Source organism: Methylobacterium fujisawaense (genome assembly GCF_039619325.1).
Classification (GTDB): domain Bacteria; phylum Pseudomonadota; class Alphaproteobacteria; order Rhizobiales; family Beijerinckiaceae; genus Methylobacterium; species Methylobacterium fujisawaense.
Genome location: NZ_CP155000.1, coordinates 1,220,270 through 1,234,173 on the forward strand (window position 1 = coordinate 1,220,270; position 13,904 = coordinate 1,234,173).

A 13,904-nucleotide genomic window follows, 5' to 3' on the forward strand; every position below is an offset into this window, starting at 1 on the left:
TCAGATCCTCGTGACGCGAAGGGGTCAGTTCCGGTTGTCGCTTGAAAACGCAGATGACGGTCCTGGAATCGGACCGCACTTTTCCGTCCGAGACCCAGGCCTCGGCGGCCGCGCTGGCCTTCGCGAAGCTCGTGAACCGGGCTGGCCAGACGCTGACCGCGGGATCGTCAGGCGGCCTGATCTAGACGCGGATTCACTTCCGGCGCGGGCGGAGCGGCCCGTAGAACCCGCTCCATTCCAGGCCCAGGGCCTGCGCTCGCGCGGCCAACACGACGGGCACCGACATCAGGCTCATCACCGGCGACGCCAGGATGGCCGGGTCTTGCAGGAGGAGCCCGACCTGTCGTCCCCGCCACCAGAACAGCCCGAACAGTAGGGCGAGCATCAGAAGCAGGCCCCAGGTCACGAGGCCTTGCCCGAAGATGGAGAGGCCATAGGGAGGTGCGAGGGCCGTACTGAGCCAGGATAGGCCGATGCCGACGATCGGCAACAGGATGAGGAAGCCCAGCAGTTCCAGGGGCAGCCGCCGGACCACGCGGAGGGCGGCGTTCAGGTCCTCGACCGACACGGCGTCGAGGGAGAGCCGTTCATCGCTAGCAGCCCGCCTCATGGAGTTTCCTGGCTCGGATGCTGCCTTCGACCGAGGGGCGGCATCGTTCTCGGACGCACTGGCCTGTGAGAGTCCCCGAGCCCCCGGCCGCCGGACCGCCGGTCGGCGGCATCCTCGGCCATGTGCTGCTTCTTCGTGGCGGTCCTCAGGCCGAGACAGGCGATGGCCTGGGCGCGGGCCGATATCATCCGAGCGCGGTTCTCTCATAAGCCGATGCGGAGACAAACGAAATCGGCCGCCATTCACATTCGTCCACCGGTTGCGAAGATCAGAGGCGCGGACGCCTTGAAGCTTACCTCCGCCTCAGGCTTGTTCTGCGTTCGTTCGCAAGCGGAGGAGCACCAGAATGGGGCGCCTGGGCAACGTCCAGCCTGGTCGGGTCTACGTCGACTGCGCGCCCTGCAAGCGCTCGGGACGCTACACCGTGGCCAGTCTGATCGATCGCTACGGCGCCGACGTCCCGACGGTGGATCTGCTCCGCCACCTGACGGCGTCGTGCCGCTACCAGCGCCGGCCCGGGGCGACACCCGCGCGGAAATACGAGCGCCTCTGCCTCGCCGCGATCACGCTGCCGCCGCCGGCGAGGCAGATCCCGCCGGTGCCGCCTGGGGTGCCCTACACGATCGAGGTCTGGCGCGACGCCGGCGGCAACGTCGCGCTGCACCTCGCCACCATCTATCCGCTGTCGATGGCGCTCGCCGCGTTCGAGGCTGCCTGCCGCGAATGGCCGACCCATGAGGTCACGCTGCGGGACCGGGCCCGGATCGTGCGGAAGCGTGAGGTGCCGCCACGGGTCGACGGCGCCTCACCGTCTTGAGCCTCCCGATCCCGCGGTCGAACCGACTCGCGCGCTCCGCGACGGACGGCCTTACGGCGGCCCGCGCTGGAGCGGACGACCGCAAAGGCAGAAGCGGCAGCGACGGGCGGTGTTATGACACCATGGCCCGTGACGCCTCGCGCACCAGTCGCGTTGAGGAGTCGACCTCCTGGGTCGAGGCGGCGATCACGCTCACATTGCGGCTGATCTCCCCTACGGCCTGGGTCATGGCCTGCATGTTGATGGACATCTCCTGGGCGACCGCAGCCTGCTGCTCGACGGCGGTCGAGATGGCCGAGGAGATCTCGTTGACCTCTCCGATCGTCTGCCCGATGCCCGCGATGGCGGTGGCGGCCTGATTCGCAGCGTCCTGCGTCTGCGCGATCTGGCTGCTGATGCTCTCGGTCGCCTTCGCGGTCTGGGCCGCGAGGGATTTCACCTCGGTGGCCACCACGGCGAAACCCTTGCCGGCCTCGCCGGCCCGGGCGGCCTCGATCGTCGCGTTCAGCGCCAGCAGGTTTGTCTGCCCTGCGATCGTGTTGATCATCTCGACCACCTCGCCGATGCGCTGGGCGGCGGAGGCGAGGCCGGCGACCACTGTCGAGGTGGCGACCGCCTGCTCGACGGCCCGCCCCGTGACCTGCAGCGCGCGGTTCACCTGCGCGCTGATCTCGCCGACCGAGGCGGCAAGCTCCTCGGACCCGGCGGCGACACTCTGGGTGTTGCCTGAGGCCTGGGCGGCCGCGCTTGCCGCGCTCACCGCCTGCTGCGATGCATGAGAGATCGAGCCGCTGATGACGTCGAGGTCGCGGTCGACGCCCCGGTGGATTTCGGCCCGTCGCAGCCGCTCGGCCACGGCCTCGGTGATGTCGGTGGCGAACTTCACCACTTTCACGAGGCGGCCCGCGGCGTCGCGGACCGGGTTGTAGGTGGCCTGGATCCAGGCCTCGCGGCCGCCTTTGCCGATGCGCTTGTACTCCGCCTGCTGATACTCGCCGCTCCGGAGCCGGTCCCAGAAGGCCCGGTAGGCCGCGGTATCGCGGTCTGCCGCATCGACGAACATCGCGTGGTGCTTGCCCTTCACCTCGTCGAGGCTGTAGCCGACCACCGCGAGGAAGTTCTCATTGGCGGTGATGATCGTCCCGTCGAGGTTGAATTCGATGATCCCTTGCGAGCGGTCGAGGGCGTTCAGCTTGCTCTCGAAATCGGCGTTGCGCAATTTCTGCGCTGTGATGTCCGTGGCACATTTGAAGACGCCGTAGGGTTTGCCGTTGCGCCCGATGAGCGGGGTATAGCTCCCCTGAATCCAGACTTCGCGGCCGCCCTTGCCGATGCGCTTGTACTCAGATGTCTGATGTACACCGCTGCGCAGAGCGTCCCAGAACGCCTTGTAGGCTGCGGTCTCGCGCTCGTCCGGGTCGACGAAGATGGAGTGATGCCGCCCCTTGATGTCGTCCAGTCGGTAGCCGAGGATCGACAGGAAGTTGGCGTTGGCGGTGACGACCTTTCCGTCGAGATCGAATTCGATCAGTGCGTGGGAGCTGTCGAGCGCATTCAATTTCGCGTGATGGCTGGGGCGGAGAGACAGCATCTTAACCTGCTTTTAATATCGACGTTTCTATGCCAATTCTTTCATAAACCAATAAAATATCAGTAAACTTTCTTAAAGTGTCGATTTTTCGAGAATGATCCGGCACCGCATTTTCTACTTTAAGTTGATCCATTTCATATTCTCGTAGTGCTGCCGGCCTGCCATCTGCTGCGGGTCATGTATTTCCCGATCGCTCGCGGTGGATAGAGATAAATTTCGATAACTATCCCCGGGAATTTGACGAGATCACCGCGGTCTGCAGTGGCCAGATCCAGTCATTGAGAAGCGCTGGCCCAGGACACGACGATGCCGGCCGGTCGCGAGAGTGCGACTACGCGGCCGCCGGTCGCGCTGTGACGCGAGGCGTCCATTCAACTGCCGCCCGCGGAGCGTTGATATTCTCCCGCATGTCACCGAAGCGGGTCGAAAGCGGCCTTGCCTGATGCGGTCGCGGGGCTCGCATCATCGAGAGGCGGGAGCGGCCCTCGCGAAGCGCCGCGGGATCGCGGTCCGCTGCTTCTCGCTGATCGCCCAGGTGTGCGTGCGGAGGGGCTCGACGAGATCGGCGCCCAGCCTTCGCGAGCGAATACGATTCGGTGGCAAGTTCGGCCGGCACCGCATCGACGGCGGCGTCGATGTCCTGGCCGCTGACAACGGCGGCCTAGCGCAGCTCTGAGATGGTCGAGTTGTTCGCCATGCTGCTTGCCATATGCATGCCGGGCCGGTCATTCGGTCAGCAAGCGCAGGGCTAAGTGGTGGTGCCGCAAGAGGGATTCGAACCCCCGACCCCCTCATTACGAATGAGGTGCTCTACCAGCTGAGCTATTGCGGCCCTGGTCCCAAGGAACCGTGACCGACGCACGCAGTGTGAGGCGCCGGACGTGGCAGGCTCATAGCGGCACGGCCTGCGTTAGGCAAGGCCACCGCCGACTATCGAGCACTTCAGAGGTCTCGATGCGACGCCAGTTCGTCTTCCAGGAAGGCCGCCACCGCCGCCCGGTCAATGCCCGGGGCGATGAAGCTCTGGCCGATCCCGCGGGCCAGGATAAAGGTCAGCGCGCCGTCGCGGACTTTCTTGTCCTGCGTCATCGCGTCGAGAATCGACTCGACGGTGCCGCATCCGCCCGGGACCGCCTGCAGACGGGTCGGCAGCCCGGCGAGGGCGAGATGGTTGGCGACGCGGCCGGCATCCTGCCCGCCGCAGAGCCCGAGCCGGGCCGAGAAGCGGAAGGCGAGCGCCATCCCGATCGCCACGCCCTCGCCATGCACCAGCCGGGCGGAATCGTAGCCCGTCAGGCGCTCCAGGGCGTGGCCGAAGGTGTGGCCGAGATTGAGCAGCGCCCGCTCCCCGTCCTCCCGCTCGTCCCGGGTGACCACCGCGGCCTTGGCCCGGCAGCAGGAGGCGACCGCCTGCTCGCGCTCCGGGCCGCCGGAGAAGATCCCGCGCCAGTTCGCCTCGCACCAGTCGAAGAAGCCCGGATCGGCGATCAGCCCGTACTTGGCGACCTCGGCATAGCCGGCGCGCATCTCGCGCTCGGAGAGGGTGTCGAGGGCGGCCGTATCGGCCAGGACGAGACGCGGCTGGTGGAAGGCGCCGATCAGGTTCTTGCCCAGCGGCGCATTGATGCCGGTCTTGCCGCCCACCGAGGAATCGACCTGGGCAAGGAGGCTGGTCGGCACCTGCACGAAGCGCACGCCCCGCCGCAGGGTGGCGGCCGCGAAGCCGGCGAGGTCACCGACCACGCCGCCGCCCAGGGCCACGACAAGGTCGCCGCGCTCGACCTTGAGGGCGAGCAGACCGTCGCAGACTTCCGCAAAGCCCGCATAGGACTTCGACGCCTCGCCCGGTGCCACCGTCACCACGCCCGCCTGAAGGCCGGCGCGCTCCAGGCTGGTGCGAAGCCGCGCGGCGTATAGAGCGCCGACGGTGGCGTCCGTCACGATGGCGGCGCGGCGTCCCCCGAGCGCGGCCACGGCGGCGCCGGCCGTGTCGATCAGCCCGCGGCCGATCAGGATGTCGTAGGCGCGGCCGGCGTCGAGGGGCACGTGGACGGTCAGGAGGTCCTGACGGGGCGTCGGCTCGGTCATGGGGCGGTTCGCTCGGGTCTCACTGGGCGGCAACGGGGACGGAGCCTTCGCCGCTGAGATGGGCGTCCAGCGCTTCCAGCACGTCCTGGACGACCCGGTCGTGCGACACCTCCCGGGAGATGACCATCACGTCGGCGGCGGCGTAGACCGGGTGGCGCACGGCCATCAGGTCCCGCATCGTCGCCTCCGGGTCCTCGGTCTGCAGCAGCGGACGGTTGCCGCGCTTGCGCACGCGCCGCATCAGCACGTCCAGATCGGCCTTCAGCCACACCGAGACCGCGGATTCGGCGATGCGGGCGCGCGTCGCCTCGCGAAGGTAGGCGCCGCCGCCGGTCGCCAGGACCAGCGGGCCGGCCCGGAGCAGCCGCGAGATCACCCGCTCCTCGCCGTCGCGGAAGCTCGGCTCGCCATAGATGGCGAAGATGTCGGGGATCGTCAGGCCGGCCGCCGCTTCGATCTCGATGTCGGCATCCTTGAAGATCAGCCCGAGGCGACTCGCCAGGCGCCGGCCGACGGTGCTCTTGCCCGCCCCCATGAGGCCGACGAGCACGATCGAGCGCAGGCCGAGCGCGCGGCGCAGACGCGCCTCGATCGGTTCACCCGCCGCCTCCTCGCTTATGGCCTCCTGCATCGACTCCTGCATCGCATCCGTGTGGCGTCCCCGCCTCCTCACCGGCCCCCGAGCGCCTGTCGCCGGGCTGCCTCCATCCTGCGGCAGGCTCTTAGCGCGATTCAAGCGGGCTGCGAAACGCATCGCTGTGTCGTTGTGGGCCTTGTCAGCGCCGCGTTCGCGTGGTCGAACCCGAGCACCCGCGGCGGCTCGGAGACAGCCCTCGCCCGTCCCCCTTCCTGCCGCCAGCGCCCGTCTGCCCGAGGTTCGACCGACGTGCCGACCCTATTCCGTTTCTTCGCCACCCTCGCGATCCTGGCGGGTCTGGTTTTCGCGGCGATGTTCGCCTTGGCGAATTTCGTCCAGCCGACGCCGCGGGAGATGACTGTTTCCATCCCCGCCTCGAAGCTCCAGCCCGGCAACCGTTGAGCGGGTCGGACGTCTCCGGCGATGCCGGCCGGGCGCTTTGCCCCGAGGCCGCCGACTATCTCGACATGCTGGCCGCCGAGCGCGGTGCCGGCCTCAACACCCTGACCGCCTACCGGCGCGATCTGGAGGATTATTTCGGTTACCTCGCCCGGTCGGGGACCGCGCTCGACGCCGTGGATGCCGGCACGCTCCGGGCCTTCCTGATCGATCTCGAGACCCGCGGCCTCAAGGCCTCCTCGGCGGCGCGGCGCCTGTCCTGCGTGCGCGGTTTCCACAAGTTCCTGTACGCCGAGGGGGGCGCCGAGAGCGATCCCAGCGTCGCGGTCTCCGGACCGCGCCGGGGACGGTCGCTGCCCAAGGTGCTCTCCATCGCGGAGGTCGACCGGTTGCTCGCCACCGCGCAGGCGGCCGCTGCCGCCGAGCAGCCGGCGGGGCCGGCCCGCCGGGCCCTCCGGATGGTGTGCCTGCTCGAGTTGCTCTACGCCACGGGCCTGCGCGTCTCCGAGCTGGTCGCGCTGCCGCGCGCGGCGGGCGTGAGCCGCGAGCGCTACCTCTTCATCAAGGGCAAGGGCGGCCGCGAGCGCTTGGTCCCCCTGACCGAGGCGGCCTGCGCCGCCATGTCGGCCCATCTTCCGGCGGTGCCGGAGGACTCCGCGTGGCTGTTCCCCGCCGACAGCGACAGCGGCTATCTCACCCGGCAGGCCTTCGCCCGCGACCTGAAGACGCTCGCCGCGGCGGCCGGCCTGCATCCGGACCGCGTCAGCCCCCACGTGCTCCGTCACGCCTTCGCCAGCCATCTCCTGCAGAACGGGGCCGACCTGCGCATCGTCCAAGAGCTGCTCGGTCATGCCGACATCTCGACAACGCAGATCTACACGCACGTGCTCGATGAACGCCTGAAGGCGATGGTCCGCGATCTGCATCCGTTGATGGATGGCTGAGGATCGCCGCACAGAACGCGTGGCAATCCTGGTCGATCGCCCCAATTGTATAGGTTATGCGAAATGCCTAAGAGGGGCCTTTCGCCATACCGGTACGCGAGCCAGCCTTTACCAGAGAGAGTTTTCCTATGTCAGGCCCTTCGGCCTCGCAGATCGGCGCTGAGCTGGATCAGGCGGGGCACACGCGTGCCGATCAGCCTTCGCAGCAGGAGCGGCAGCGCCTCGACAATCAGCTGTGCTTCGCGGTCTACGCCGCCGCGCACGCCTTCGGTCGCGCCTACAGAAACCTTCTCGGGCGCTATGAGCTGACCTATCCGCAATACATCGTCCTGCTGGTGCTCTGGGAGCAGGACGGCCTTTCGGTGAAGGAGATCGGAAATCGTCTGTTCCTGGATTCAGGAACGCTGACGCCGCTCCTGAAGCGCCTCGAGGCCTCAGGCCGGGTTCGCCGTGCCCGCGACCGGGTCGACGAGCGTCAGGTCAGCATCTTCCTCACCCCGGCCGGCCTCGCCCTGCGCGACGAACTGGCCTGCATACCCGACGAGGCGGGCGGCCTGACCGGCTTCGACATCCAGGGTCGCAAGGATCTCCTTCACGATCTCGTTACCCTCAGGTTGAGCCTTCAGGCAGGTCTCGCGTCCGACTAGGGACCGCACCCGGCCCGGGAGCGACCGCGCGGTCGCTCCCGGTTCTGGCTTGCGCGGATTCGCGTCTCAGGACTGCGTCTTGAGGTAGGCGATGACGTCATTGATCTTCTTGTCGTCGGGATAGCCCTGGAAGATCATCTTGGTGCCCGGGACCTTTGCCTTCGGGTTCTTCAGCCACTCGTGCAGGTTGGCCTCGTCCCAGGTGATGCCCGAGTTCTTCAGGGCGGCGGAGTAGTTGTAACCCTCGTAGGTGCCCGCCTTGCGGCCGACGACACCCTTCAGATCAGGGCCCACGCCGTTCTTCTGGAAATTGTGGCACGCCTTGCAGGGAGCGAACGCCTTCTCGCCGGCGGCCGCATCCCCGGCCTCCTGGGCCTGTGCCGCGAGCGGCATGACAACGGCAAGGACGGCGCCGAAAACGAGTGAACGCATGGATTTCCTCCTGTTGGCCACCGTTGCGGCAGCGATGCGGGCAGAGCTTGCCTGCCTGGAATAGCTCTAAATGAATCTGCCCGGCGGGCGCAACGGCCTAGTCTGGCAAAGCCGTCGCCCGTGTTCAGATCGGCGGCCGACCCGGCGCGCCGCCTGCCTCAACACGGTGCGGCCGGTTTGGCTCCCCGGATGGCCGGAAGCCCCGTCCGGCCGCCGGCGGCCGGTCGCGCGCTCACCGCGCCTGTCTCAGACGCCGTGGTAGGTCCGATACCAATCGACGAAGTGCCCGATGCCCGTCTTCAACGGCGTGGCGGGGCGGAATCCGGTCTCATGCACGAGATCGTCGATGTCGGCGTAGGTCGCCGGAACATCGCCCGGCTGCATAGGCAGCAGGATCTTCTCCGCCTTGCGGCCCAGGGCCGCCTCAAGGAGTGCAATCATCTCCAGAAGCGCCACCGGCTCGTTGTTGCCGATGTTGTAGATCCGGTAGGGGGCGGCGCTGGTCCCCGGATCCGGCTCGGCAGCGCTCCAGGCGGGGTTTGGCGTGGCCGGCCGTTCCGTCAGAGCCTGAATCCCCGCGACGATGTCGTCGATGTAGGTGAAGTCACGGAGCATTTGCCCTTCGTTGAACACCCGGATCGGCTCGCCCGCCAGGATGGCGCGGGTGAACAGATACAGGGCCATGTCCGGCCGCCCCCAGGGGCCGTAGACGGTGAAGAACCGCAGGCCGGTGGTCGGCAGCCCGTAGAGATGGCTGTAGCTGTGCGCCATCAGCTCGTTCGCCTTCTTGGTCGCGGCGTAGAGGCTGAGCGGATGGTCGACGTTCTGATGCACCGAGAACGGCATGGTCGTGCCGCCGCCGTAGACGGAACTCGATGAGGCGTAGAGCAGATGCTCCACACCCCCGTGGCGGCAGGCCTCCAGAATGTTCAGGAAGCCGACGAGGTTGCTCGCCGCATAGGCATGGGGATCGGTGAGCGAGTGACGCACGCCCGCCTGGGCTGCGAGGTGGATCACCGTCCGGAAGTCGTGCCGGCGGAACAGCGCGTCGAGGCCGTCCCGGTCCGCGAGGTCGAGCCGCGTGAAGCTGTGGGCCTCGAAGCCCGCGAGACGGGAAAGCCGGGCCTCCTTGAGCCGCACGTCGTAATAGGCGTTGACGCTGTCGAGTCCGACGACCTGGCGGCCGCACTCGAGGAGACGCAAAGCGAGCTGGTTCCCGATGAAGCCGGCGACGCCGGTGATCAAGACAGGGGGCTGTGACATCCGCGGACCGACGGGCGGACAAGCCCGCCGAACGCGCGCTGTAGCATGGAGCCGGAAGCCGACAAATCGGATCGCAGCGGGCGCCGGGAGCGGCGAGCCGGGATGCCCCTGCACGGCTTGTCGCCCCGGCTCTGAGCCCTGTAGGTTCGCGGGTGCCGTGCAGACAAACCCGCGACCGCTCCCGGACAGCCTGACGCGCCTGCTCGCCGTGCCGGAGCAGCGGCCGGTCGGAGCGCGTCCCGAGCCTTCGCGCAGGGGCGGCGTGTCACGAACACCGGATCGGCGCTCGGCGCACGCGGCGCTGGAGACAGCGATCCTCCGCGGGTTCGTGTTCGCCGTTTCGGGGGGCGTCTGGCTCGTCGTCCTGGCACTCTCCCTCCGGCACATCGCGCGGTAGGCGCTCCCCGCCGTGCCGCTGCGCCGGCTGCTGTGGATAGCGGGATTTCGTCGGGCCTTCTGCTTCTTCTAACCGTACGCGAACCGCCGAGTTCGCTATTGAGGCACCAAGACGGGGGCGGCTCTGCTGCAAGGATTGAGCGATGTCTCTGACGGGGCGTTTCTGGTTCCGAAAGACCTGGACGGGGCGACTGGTGTTGCTGGTCGAGGAAGAGCGTCCCCGCTGGTTCGGCCGCGGCTCCGGTAAGCCGCGCTGGCGCAACGCCAAGCTCCTCGACTTCGCCGAGCCGGAACTGCGTCCGCTTATGGCCATGGAGAAGCAGCACCGCGCAGCCGGCGTCACCGGCCAAGTGCGGGCCCTCCGCCCGGTCCCGTCCGCACCGGACAGACGCGCCGCGAACGGCTGAGGACGGGCGCGGCTGGGCGGCCTGCGCTGCGGTTTGGTCCAAGGACCGGCGATCCCCACCTAGGGCGGATCGCTCCGCCCTGGCGGACGCCTCCGAGCCGGTAAAAGCCATGCCGCGGTACTTCTTCCATACGCATATCGGCGCGGATGTCGTCTCCGACCCGACCGGGACCGAGCTGCGCGATCCGGACGCGGCGTGGGAGATGGCCCAGGAGACGATCCGCGCCGCCCTGCGCAATCCGCAGAACCAGGCCCGGCTGATGACCGCATGCCTCGTGGTCATGGACGATGACGGCGAGGTCGTGCTGGAATTCCCGTTCAGCGAGGCCGTCGTGCTTCCGCCGTCGGAGGATCCGACGCGTCACTGAGAGCGACGACGCGCGCGATCCGCGCCCTACATCGCGGCGCAGCCTACCGATACGGAGCTGCGCCCGAATGGATTCGCCCCCGAACGATCTCGATGCCCGCGCGCTCGGCCGAGCCGCATCCGCCAAGGGCTTGGCCGCGAAAGCCCGCGCCTGCGCGGAGGGGACGGAAGCGCCCGCGCTCCGGCTGTCCGGTCATGACGAAGCCCTGGCGGATGGCGCAGAATCCGTAACCGGCGGTCTCTCCAAGCATCCGGTCGACGGGTCGGCCCGCTGATGGACGCCCGGACCGCACCGCATCCCGGCGCACATCATCCTACGCTCGACCGCAAGTCGGTCGGGGCCGTCGTCCTGGGCAATGCTCTCGAATTCTACGATTTCACGGTCTACGCCTTCTTCGCCAAGCCGATCGGCGAGGCCTTCTTCCCGGCAAACGATCCGACCCACAGCCTGCTGGCGTCGCTGGCCCTGTTCGGCATCGGCTACGTCATGCGGCCCATCGGCGGCGTGCTGATCGGCGCCTTCGCGGACCGTGCCGGCCGCAAGCCCGCGATGCTGATCACCATCGCGCTGATGGCGGTCGGCATGCTGATGCTGGCCGCCTGCCCCGCCTACGCGACGATCGGCGGCTGGGCGCAGGTGATCGTCATCGCCGGACGGCTCGTGCAGGGGCTCGCCCTCGGCGGCGAGGTCGGCCCGTCCACTGCCTTCCTGCTGGAGGCGGCGCCGCCGGAGAAGCGCGGCTTCGTGACGAGTTGGCAGATCGCCAGCCAGGGCTGTGCGGCCCTGTTCGCAGGGATCTTCGCGACCGCCCTGGCGCTCGTCCTCGGCGACCAGGCCATGGCGCAATGGGGCTGGCGGCTGATGTTCGCCCTCGGCCTGTGCGTGGTGCCGGTCGGCCTCGTCATCCGCAGTCATCTGCCGGAGACGGCCGGCGCCGAGGAGGATCCGGACGCGGCCGCCTCGACCCTGGCGGTGGTCGGCCGATTGCTGCGGGAGCATGGCCGGCTGCTGGGCCTGACCTTCCTGGTCATCGCCGCCTCCACCGTGTCGAACGCGGTCGGCACCAACATGCCGGTCTTCGCCGGCGCGACGCTCGGCCTGAGCGAGACGGCCGCCACGGCGGTGCCGATCGCGCTCGGGCTCGCCTCCGTGATCTTCCCGCTGCTCGGCGGCTGGCTCGCCGACCGGGTCGGCCGGCGGCCGGTGATGATCTGGCCGCGCGCGCTGATCCTGATCCTGGCGGTTCCGGCCTTCGCCTGGGTCGTGCAGGCGCCGAGCGCCGCCAGCGTCTACGCGGTCACCTTCCTGCTCTCGGCGCTGTCTTCCATCAACGCCGCCGCGGTGATCGTCGGCATTCCGGAGGCGCTGCCGCGGGCCGTCCGCAGCGCCGGGCTGTCGATCGTCTACGCGGTCTCGGTCTCGGTGTTCGGCGGCAGCACCAATTACGTGGTGAACTGGTTGATCGCCACGACCGGCGACCGGCTCGCGCCGGCCTACTATCTCGCCGCGTTCAGCCTCGTCGGGACCGTTGCCGCCTTCCTGCTGCCGGAGACGCGCGGGCGGGACCTCGACGCCGACGCGGAGGCCTGAACAGACCGGCCGCATGCGCCCTGAGCATCGCGGCGCCATGCCCATGCATGGGCCGCGGAGCCAGGTGCCGGTGTATGTGCGCTCGCGCACGGCTCTCGCGGCCCGAGAACCGGTCGCCGGTTTCGAGGCTAGGTCGGCACGCTCGTGGGGCCTAGACCGGCGCCATGCCGAAGCCTTCCGAGACGCGCCGCCCGCTGGTCCTCGCCGCGGTGATGGCGGCGATGTTCATGATCGCCATCGAGGCAACGATCGTCTCGACGGCGATGCCGCAGATCGCCGGACAGCTCGGCGACCTCCACCTCTACGCCTGGGTGTTCGCCTCCTTCCTGCTGACTCAGACGGCCACCACGGTGGTGTTCGGCAAGCTGTCGGACCTCTACGGGCGCCGGCCGGTGCTGCTGTTCGGCATCGCGGTGTTCCTCGCGGGCTCCCTGCTGTGCGGGCTCGCATGGTCGATGCCATCGCTGATCCTGTTCCGCCTCGTGCAGGGCGTCGGCGCGGGGGCGATCCAGCCGGTGAGCCTGACCGTCGTCGGCGACCTGTATTCGGCCCGCGAGCGCGGCCGGGTCCAAGGCTTCCTCGCCAGTGTCTGGGGGATCTCGTCGGTGGCCGGGCCGCTGGTCGGCGGCCTGATCATCGGCCATCTGAGCTGGCCGTGGATCTTCTGGATCAACCTGCCGATCGGCGTGATCGCGGCCGGCCTGTTCCTGCGCTTCCTCCACGAGGGCGTCGAGCGCCGCAGCCGCCAGATCGACGTGATCGGCGCGGCCCTGTTCACCGCGGCCATCGCGGCGCTGATGCTCGCGCTGACCGAGGCCGGCGAATCGGCCGAAGCGGCCCTGTGGCCGGCGCTGGCCTTCGTGGTGGCCGCGATCCTGTTCGTCGTCCAGGAGCGGCGCGCCCCGGACCCGATGCTCGACATCCGCCTGTGGATGCAGCGCCCCATCGCGACGGCCAACACCGCGACGCTGCTCTCCGGCATGACGGTGATCGGGCTCACGGCGTTCCTGCCGATGTACGTTCAGGGCGTGCTGCGGCAATCGCCCCTGATCGCCGGCCTGACGCTGACCCTGATGGTCCTCGGCTGGCCGATCGGCGCCACCACGGCGGCGCGCAGCTTCGTGCGGTTCGGCCTGCGCCCGATCCTACTGGTCGGCGCGACCCTCCTGCCCCTCGGCGCGATCGCCTTCGTGGCGCTCGGGCCGGACACATCCCCCGTGGTGGCGGCCTGCGGCTCCGTGGTGATGGGGCTCGGCATGGGCTTCCTGTCCACCGCCGCCATCGTGATCATCCAGGACAGCGTCGCCTGGGCGCAGCGCGGGGCGGCGACGGCCTCGAACATCTTCTCGCGCAATCTCGGCTCGACCCTCGGCGCCACCGTGCTGGGCGCCGTGCTGAACTACCGGCTGGCGCACCCGTCGAGCGGCCCGGCGGTGAATTCCGACCAGCTCCGCCGCCTGCTCGACGATCCCGGCAGCCTCGGCGCCGGCGGCGAAGCCATCCGGCACGGGCTGCAGCACGCGCTGCACGGCACGTTCTGGACGGTTTTCGTCGTGGCGGTGCTGACGCTGCTCCTGTCGCTCCTCGTTCCGCGGGTGGCGATCTCGGACCGTCCGCGCGAACTCGCCGTGGAGTAGAGGCGCAGCGCTCCGGCCGAACGACCGCATCTCCACAGCGGACCTTTGACTGTCCTGCCGGAGCCCCCTAGCGTCCGGC

At 68.8% G+C, this 13,904-nt stretch carries 16 protein-coding genes and 1 tRNA gene; 10 read left to right on the top strand and 7 right to left on the bottom strand.

Features of this window, described 5'->3' with window-relative positions:
• The first annotated feature begins 53 nt into the window (after positions 1 to 53).
• The gene (locus tag ABC766_RS05815; RefSeq protein ID WP_345822867.1) at positions 54 to 185 is read left to right on the top strand and encodes a hypothetical protein; all 132 of its coding nucleotides are present in this window, start codon (positions 54 to 56) and stop codon (positions 183 to 185) included.
• An 8-nt stretch (positions 186 to 193) separates the two neighbouring features.
• On the opposite strand, the gene ABC766_RS05820 is transcribed toward ABC766_RS05815, so the two are convergent.
• Positions 194 to 610: an ABC transporter ATP-binding protein gene (locus tag ABC766_RS05820; protein WP_345821478.1), complete on the bottom strand. Its 417-nt coding sequence runs from the start codon at positions 608 to 610 to the stop codon at positions 194 to 196.
• A gap of 346 nt (positions 611 to 956) precedes the next feature.
• Here ABC766_RS05820 and ABC766_RS05825 point away from each other — a divergent pair, with 346 nt between their 5' ends.
• Positions 957 to 1,427, top strand: coding sequence for a hypothetical protein (locus ABC766_RS05825; protein ID WP_345821479.1), 471 nt, complete (start codon positions 957 to 959; stop codon positions 1,425 to 1,427).
• A gap of 112 nt (positions 1,428 to 1,539) precedes the next feature.
• Here ABC766_RS05825 and ABC766_RS05830 read toward each other — a convergent pair whose 3' ends face one another.
• From ABC766_RS05830 to ABC766_RS05845, 4 genes are all read right to left on the bottom strand, one after another.
• Positions 1,540 to 3,018 (bottom strand): PAS domain-containing methyl-accepting chemotaxis protein, encoded by a 1,479-nt coding sequence (locus ABC766_RS05830; protein ID WP_345821480.1) that lies wholly within the window; start codon positions 3,016 to 3,018, stop codon positions 1,540 to 1,542.
• Positions 3,019 to 3,774: 756 nt separating this feature from the next.
• Positions 3,775 to 3,850: transfer RNA gene (locus ABC766_RS05835), tRNA-Thr, on the bottom strand.
• A gap of 110 nt (positions 3,851 to 3,960) precedes the next feature.
• Positions 3,961 to 5,106 carry a 3-dehydroquinate synthase gene (gene aroB, locus ABC766_RS05840; RefSeq protein WP_043755786.1) on the bottom strand — a complete coding sequence of 382 codons (1,146 nt, stop codon included), beginning with the start codon at positions 5,104 to 5,106 and terminating at the stop codon, positions 3,961 to 3,963.
• Positions 5,107 to 5,125: 19 nt separating this feature from the next.
• Positions 5,126 to 5,737, bottom strand: a complete 612-nt coding sequence (locus tag ABC766_RS05845; RefSeq protein WP_051044824.1) for a shikimate kinase — start codon at positions 5,735 to 5,737, stop codon at positions 5,126 to 5,128.
• 255 nt (positions 5,738 to 5,992) lie between these two features.
• Here ABC766_RS05845 and ABC766_RS05850 point away from each other — a divergent pair, with 255 nt between their 5' ends.
• From ABC766_RS05850 to ABC766_RS05860, 3 genes are all read left to right on the top strand, one after another.
• On the top strand, positions 5,993 to 6,145 hold the full coding sequence (locus ABC766_RS05850) for a hypothetical protein (protein WP_043351982.1): 153 nt from the start codon (positions 5,993 to 5,995) through the stop codon (positions 6,143 to 6,145).
• Entirely contained in the window at positions 6,142 to 7,086 is a 945-nt protein-coding gene (locus ABC766_RS05855) for a site-specific tyrosine recombinase XerD (protein WP_345821481.1), read from the top strand. Before ABC766_RS05850 ends, ABC766_RS05855 begins: the two co-directional genes overlap by 4 nt.
• Positions 7,087 to 7,214: 128 nt before the next feature.
• Positions 7,215 to 7,733, top strand: coding sequence for a MarR family winged helix-turn-helix transcriptional regulator (locus tag ABC766_RS05860; protein ID WP_043383865.1), 519 nt, complete (start codon positions 7,215 to 7,217; stop codon positions 7,731 to 7,733).
• Between the two features lie 66 nt (positions 7,734 to 7,799).
• On the opposite strand, the gene ABC766_RS05865 is transcribed toward ABC766_RS05860, so the two are convergent.
• Both ABC766_RS05865 and ABC766_RS05870 read right to left on the bottom strand, forming a co-directional pair.
• A complete protein-coding gene (locus tag ABC766_RS05865; RefSeq protein WP_024831013.1) occupies positions 7,800 to 8,165 on the bottom strand; it encodes a c-type cytochrome in 366 nt (121 codons plus the stop codon).
• Between the two features lie 246 nt (positions 8,166 to 8,411).
• Complete coding sequence (locus ABC766_RS05870; RefSeq protein ID WP_345821484.1) at positions 8,412 to 9,428, bottom strand: NAD-dependent epimerase; 1,017 nt, start codon at positions 9,426 to 9,428, stop codon at positions 8,412 to 8,414.
• Positions 9,429 to 9,967: 539 nt separating this feature from the next.
• Here ABC766_RS05870 and ABC766_RS05875 point away from each other — a divergent pair.
• The 5 genes from ABC766_RS05875 (at position 9,968) to ABC766_RS05895 (ending at position 13,825) form a co-directional block, all read left to right on the top strand.
• Positions 9,968 to 10,231, top strand: coding sequence for a hypothetical protein (locus ABC766_RS05875; protein ID WP_043351989.1), 264 nt, complete (start codon positions 9,968 to 9,970; stop codon positions 10,229 to 10,231).
• 109 nt (positions 10,232 to 10,340) lie between these two features.
• Complete coding sequence (locus tag ABC766_RS05880) at positions 10,341 to 10,598, top strand: DUF6894 family protein (RefSeq protein ID WP_043351991.1); 258 nt, start codon at positions 10,341 to 10,343, stop codon at positions 10,596 to 10,598.
• Positions 10,599 to 10,665: 67 nt separating this feature from the next.
• Positions 10,666 to 10,872 carry a ribosome modulation factor gene (locus ABC766_RS05885; protein WP_342145102.1) on the top strand — a complete coding sequence of 69 codons (207 nt, stop codon included), beginning with the start codon at positions 10,666 to 10,668 and terminating at the stop codon, positions 10,870 to 10,872.
• A complete protein-coding gene (locus ABC766_RS05890; RefSeq protein ID WP_043383873.1) occupies positions 10,872 to 12,188 on the top strand; it encodes an MFS transporter in 1,317 nt (438 codons plus the stop codon). The genes ABC766_RS05885 and ABC766_RS05890 overlap by 1 nt, the downstream gene beginning before the upstream one ends.
• 164 nt (positions 12,189 to 12,352) lie before the next feature.
• Complete coding sequence (locus ABC766_RS05895) at positions 12,353 to 13,825, top strand: MDR family MFS transporter (RefSeq protein WP_342145099.1); 1,473 nt, start codon at positions 12,353 to 12,355, stop codon at positions 13,823 to 13,825.
• The last annotated feature ends 79 nt before the right edge of the window (positions 13,826 to 13,904 follow it).

What these genes read in the sequence shown, in the direction of transcription:
- ABC766_RS05860 (WP_043383865.1), top strand. Translation starts at nt 7,215, where the DNA reads ATGTCAGGCCCTTCGGCCTCGCAGATCGGCGCTGAGCTGGATCAGGCG.
- ABC766_RS05815 (WP_345822867.1), top strand. Translation starts at nt 54, where the DNA reads ATGACGGTCCTGGAATCGGACCGCACTTTTCCGTCCGAGACCCAGGCC.
- ABC766_RS05825 (WP_345821479.1), top strand. Translation starts at nt 957, where the DNA reads ATGGGGCGCCTGGGCAACGTCCAGCCTGGTCGGGTCTACGTCGACTGC.
- ABC766_RS05865 (WP_024831013.1), bottom strand. Translation starts at nt 8,165, where the DNA reads ATGCGTTCACTCGTTTTCGGCGCCGTCCTTGCCGTTGTCATGCCGCTC.
- ABC766_RS05875 (WP_043351989.1), top strand. Translation starts at nt 9,968, where the DNA reads ATGTCTCTGACGGGGCGTTTCTGGTTCCGAAAGACCTGGACGGGGCGA.
- ABC766_RS05880 (WP_043351991.1), top strand. Translation starts at nt 10,341, where the DNA reads ATGCCGCGGTACTTCTTCCATACGCATATCGGCGCGGATGTCGTCTCC.
- ABC766_RS05890 (WP_043383873.1), top strand. Translation starts at nt 10,872, where the DNA reads ATGGACGCCCGGACCGCACCGCATCCCGGCGCACATCATCCTACGCTC.
- ABC766_RS05895 (WP_342145099.1), top strand. Translation starts at nt 12,353, where the DNA reads ATGCCGAAGCCTTCCGAGACGCGCCGCCCGCTGGTCCTCGCCGCGGTG.
- ABC766_RS05870 (WP_345821484.1), bottom strand. Translation starts at nt 9,428, where the DNA reads ATGTCACAGCCCCCTGTCTTGATCACCGGCGTCGCCGGCTTCATCGGG.
- ABC766_RS05830 (WP_345821480.1), bottom strand. Translation starts at nt 3,018, where the DNA reads ATGCTGTCTCTCCGCCCCAGCCATCACGCGAAATTGAATGCGCTCGAC.
- aroB (WP_043755786.1), bottom strand. Translation starts at nt 5,106, where the DNA reads ATGACCGAGCCGACGCCCCGTCAGGACCTCCTGACCGTCCACGTGCCC.
- ABC766_RS05885 (WP_342145102.1), top strand. Translation starts at nt 10,666, where the DNA reads ATGGATTCGCCCCCGAACGATCTCGATGCCCGCGCGCTCGGCCGAGCC.
- ABC766_RS05845 (WP_051044824.1), bottom strand. Translation starts at nt 5,737, where the DNA reads ATGCAGGAGGCCATAAGCGAGGAGGCGGCGGGTGAACCGATCGAGGCG.
- ABC766_RS05820 (WP_345821478.1), bottom strand. Translation starts at nt 610, where the DNA reads ATGAGGCGGGCTGCTAGCGATGAACGGCTCTCCCTCGACGCCGTGTCG.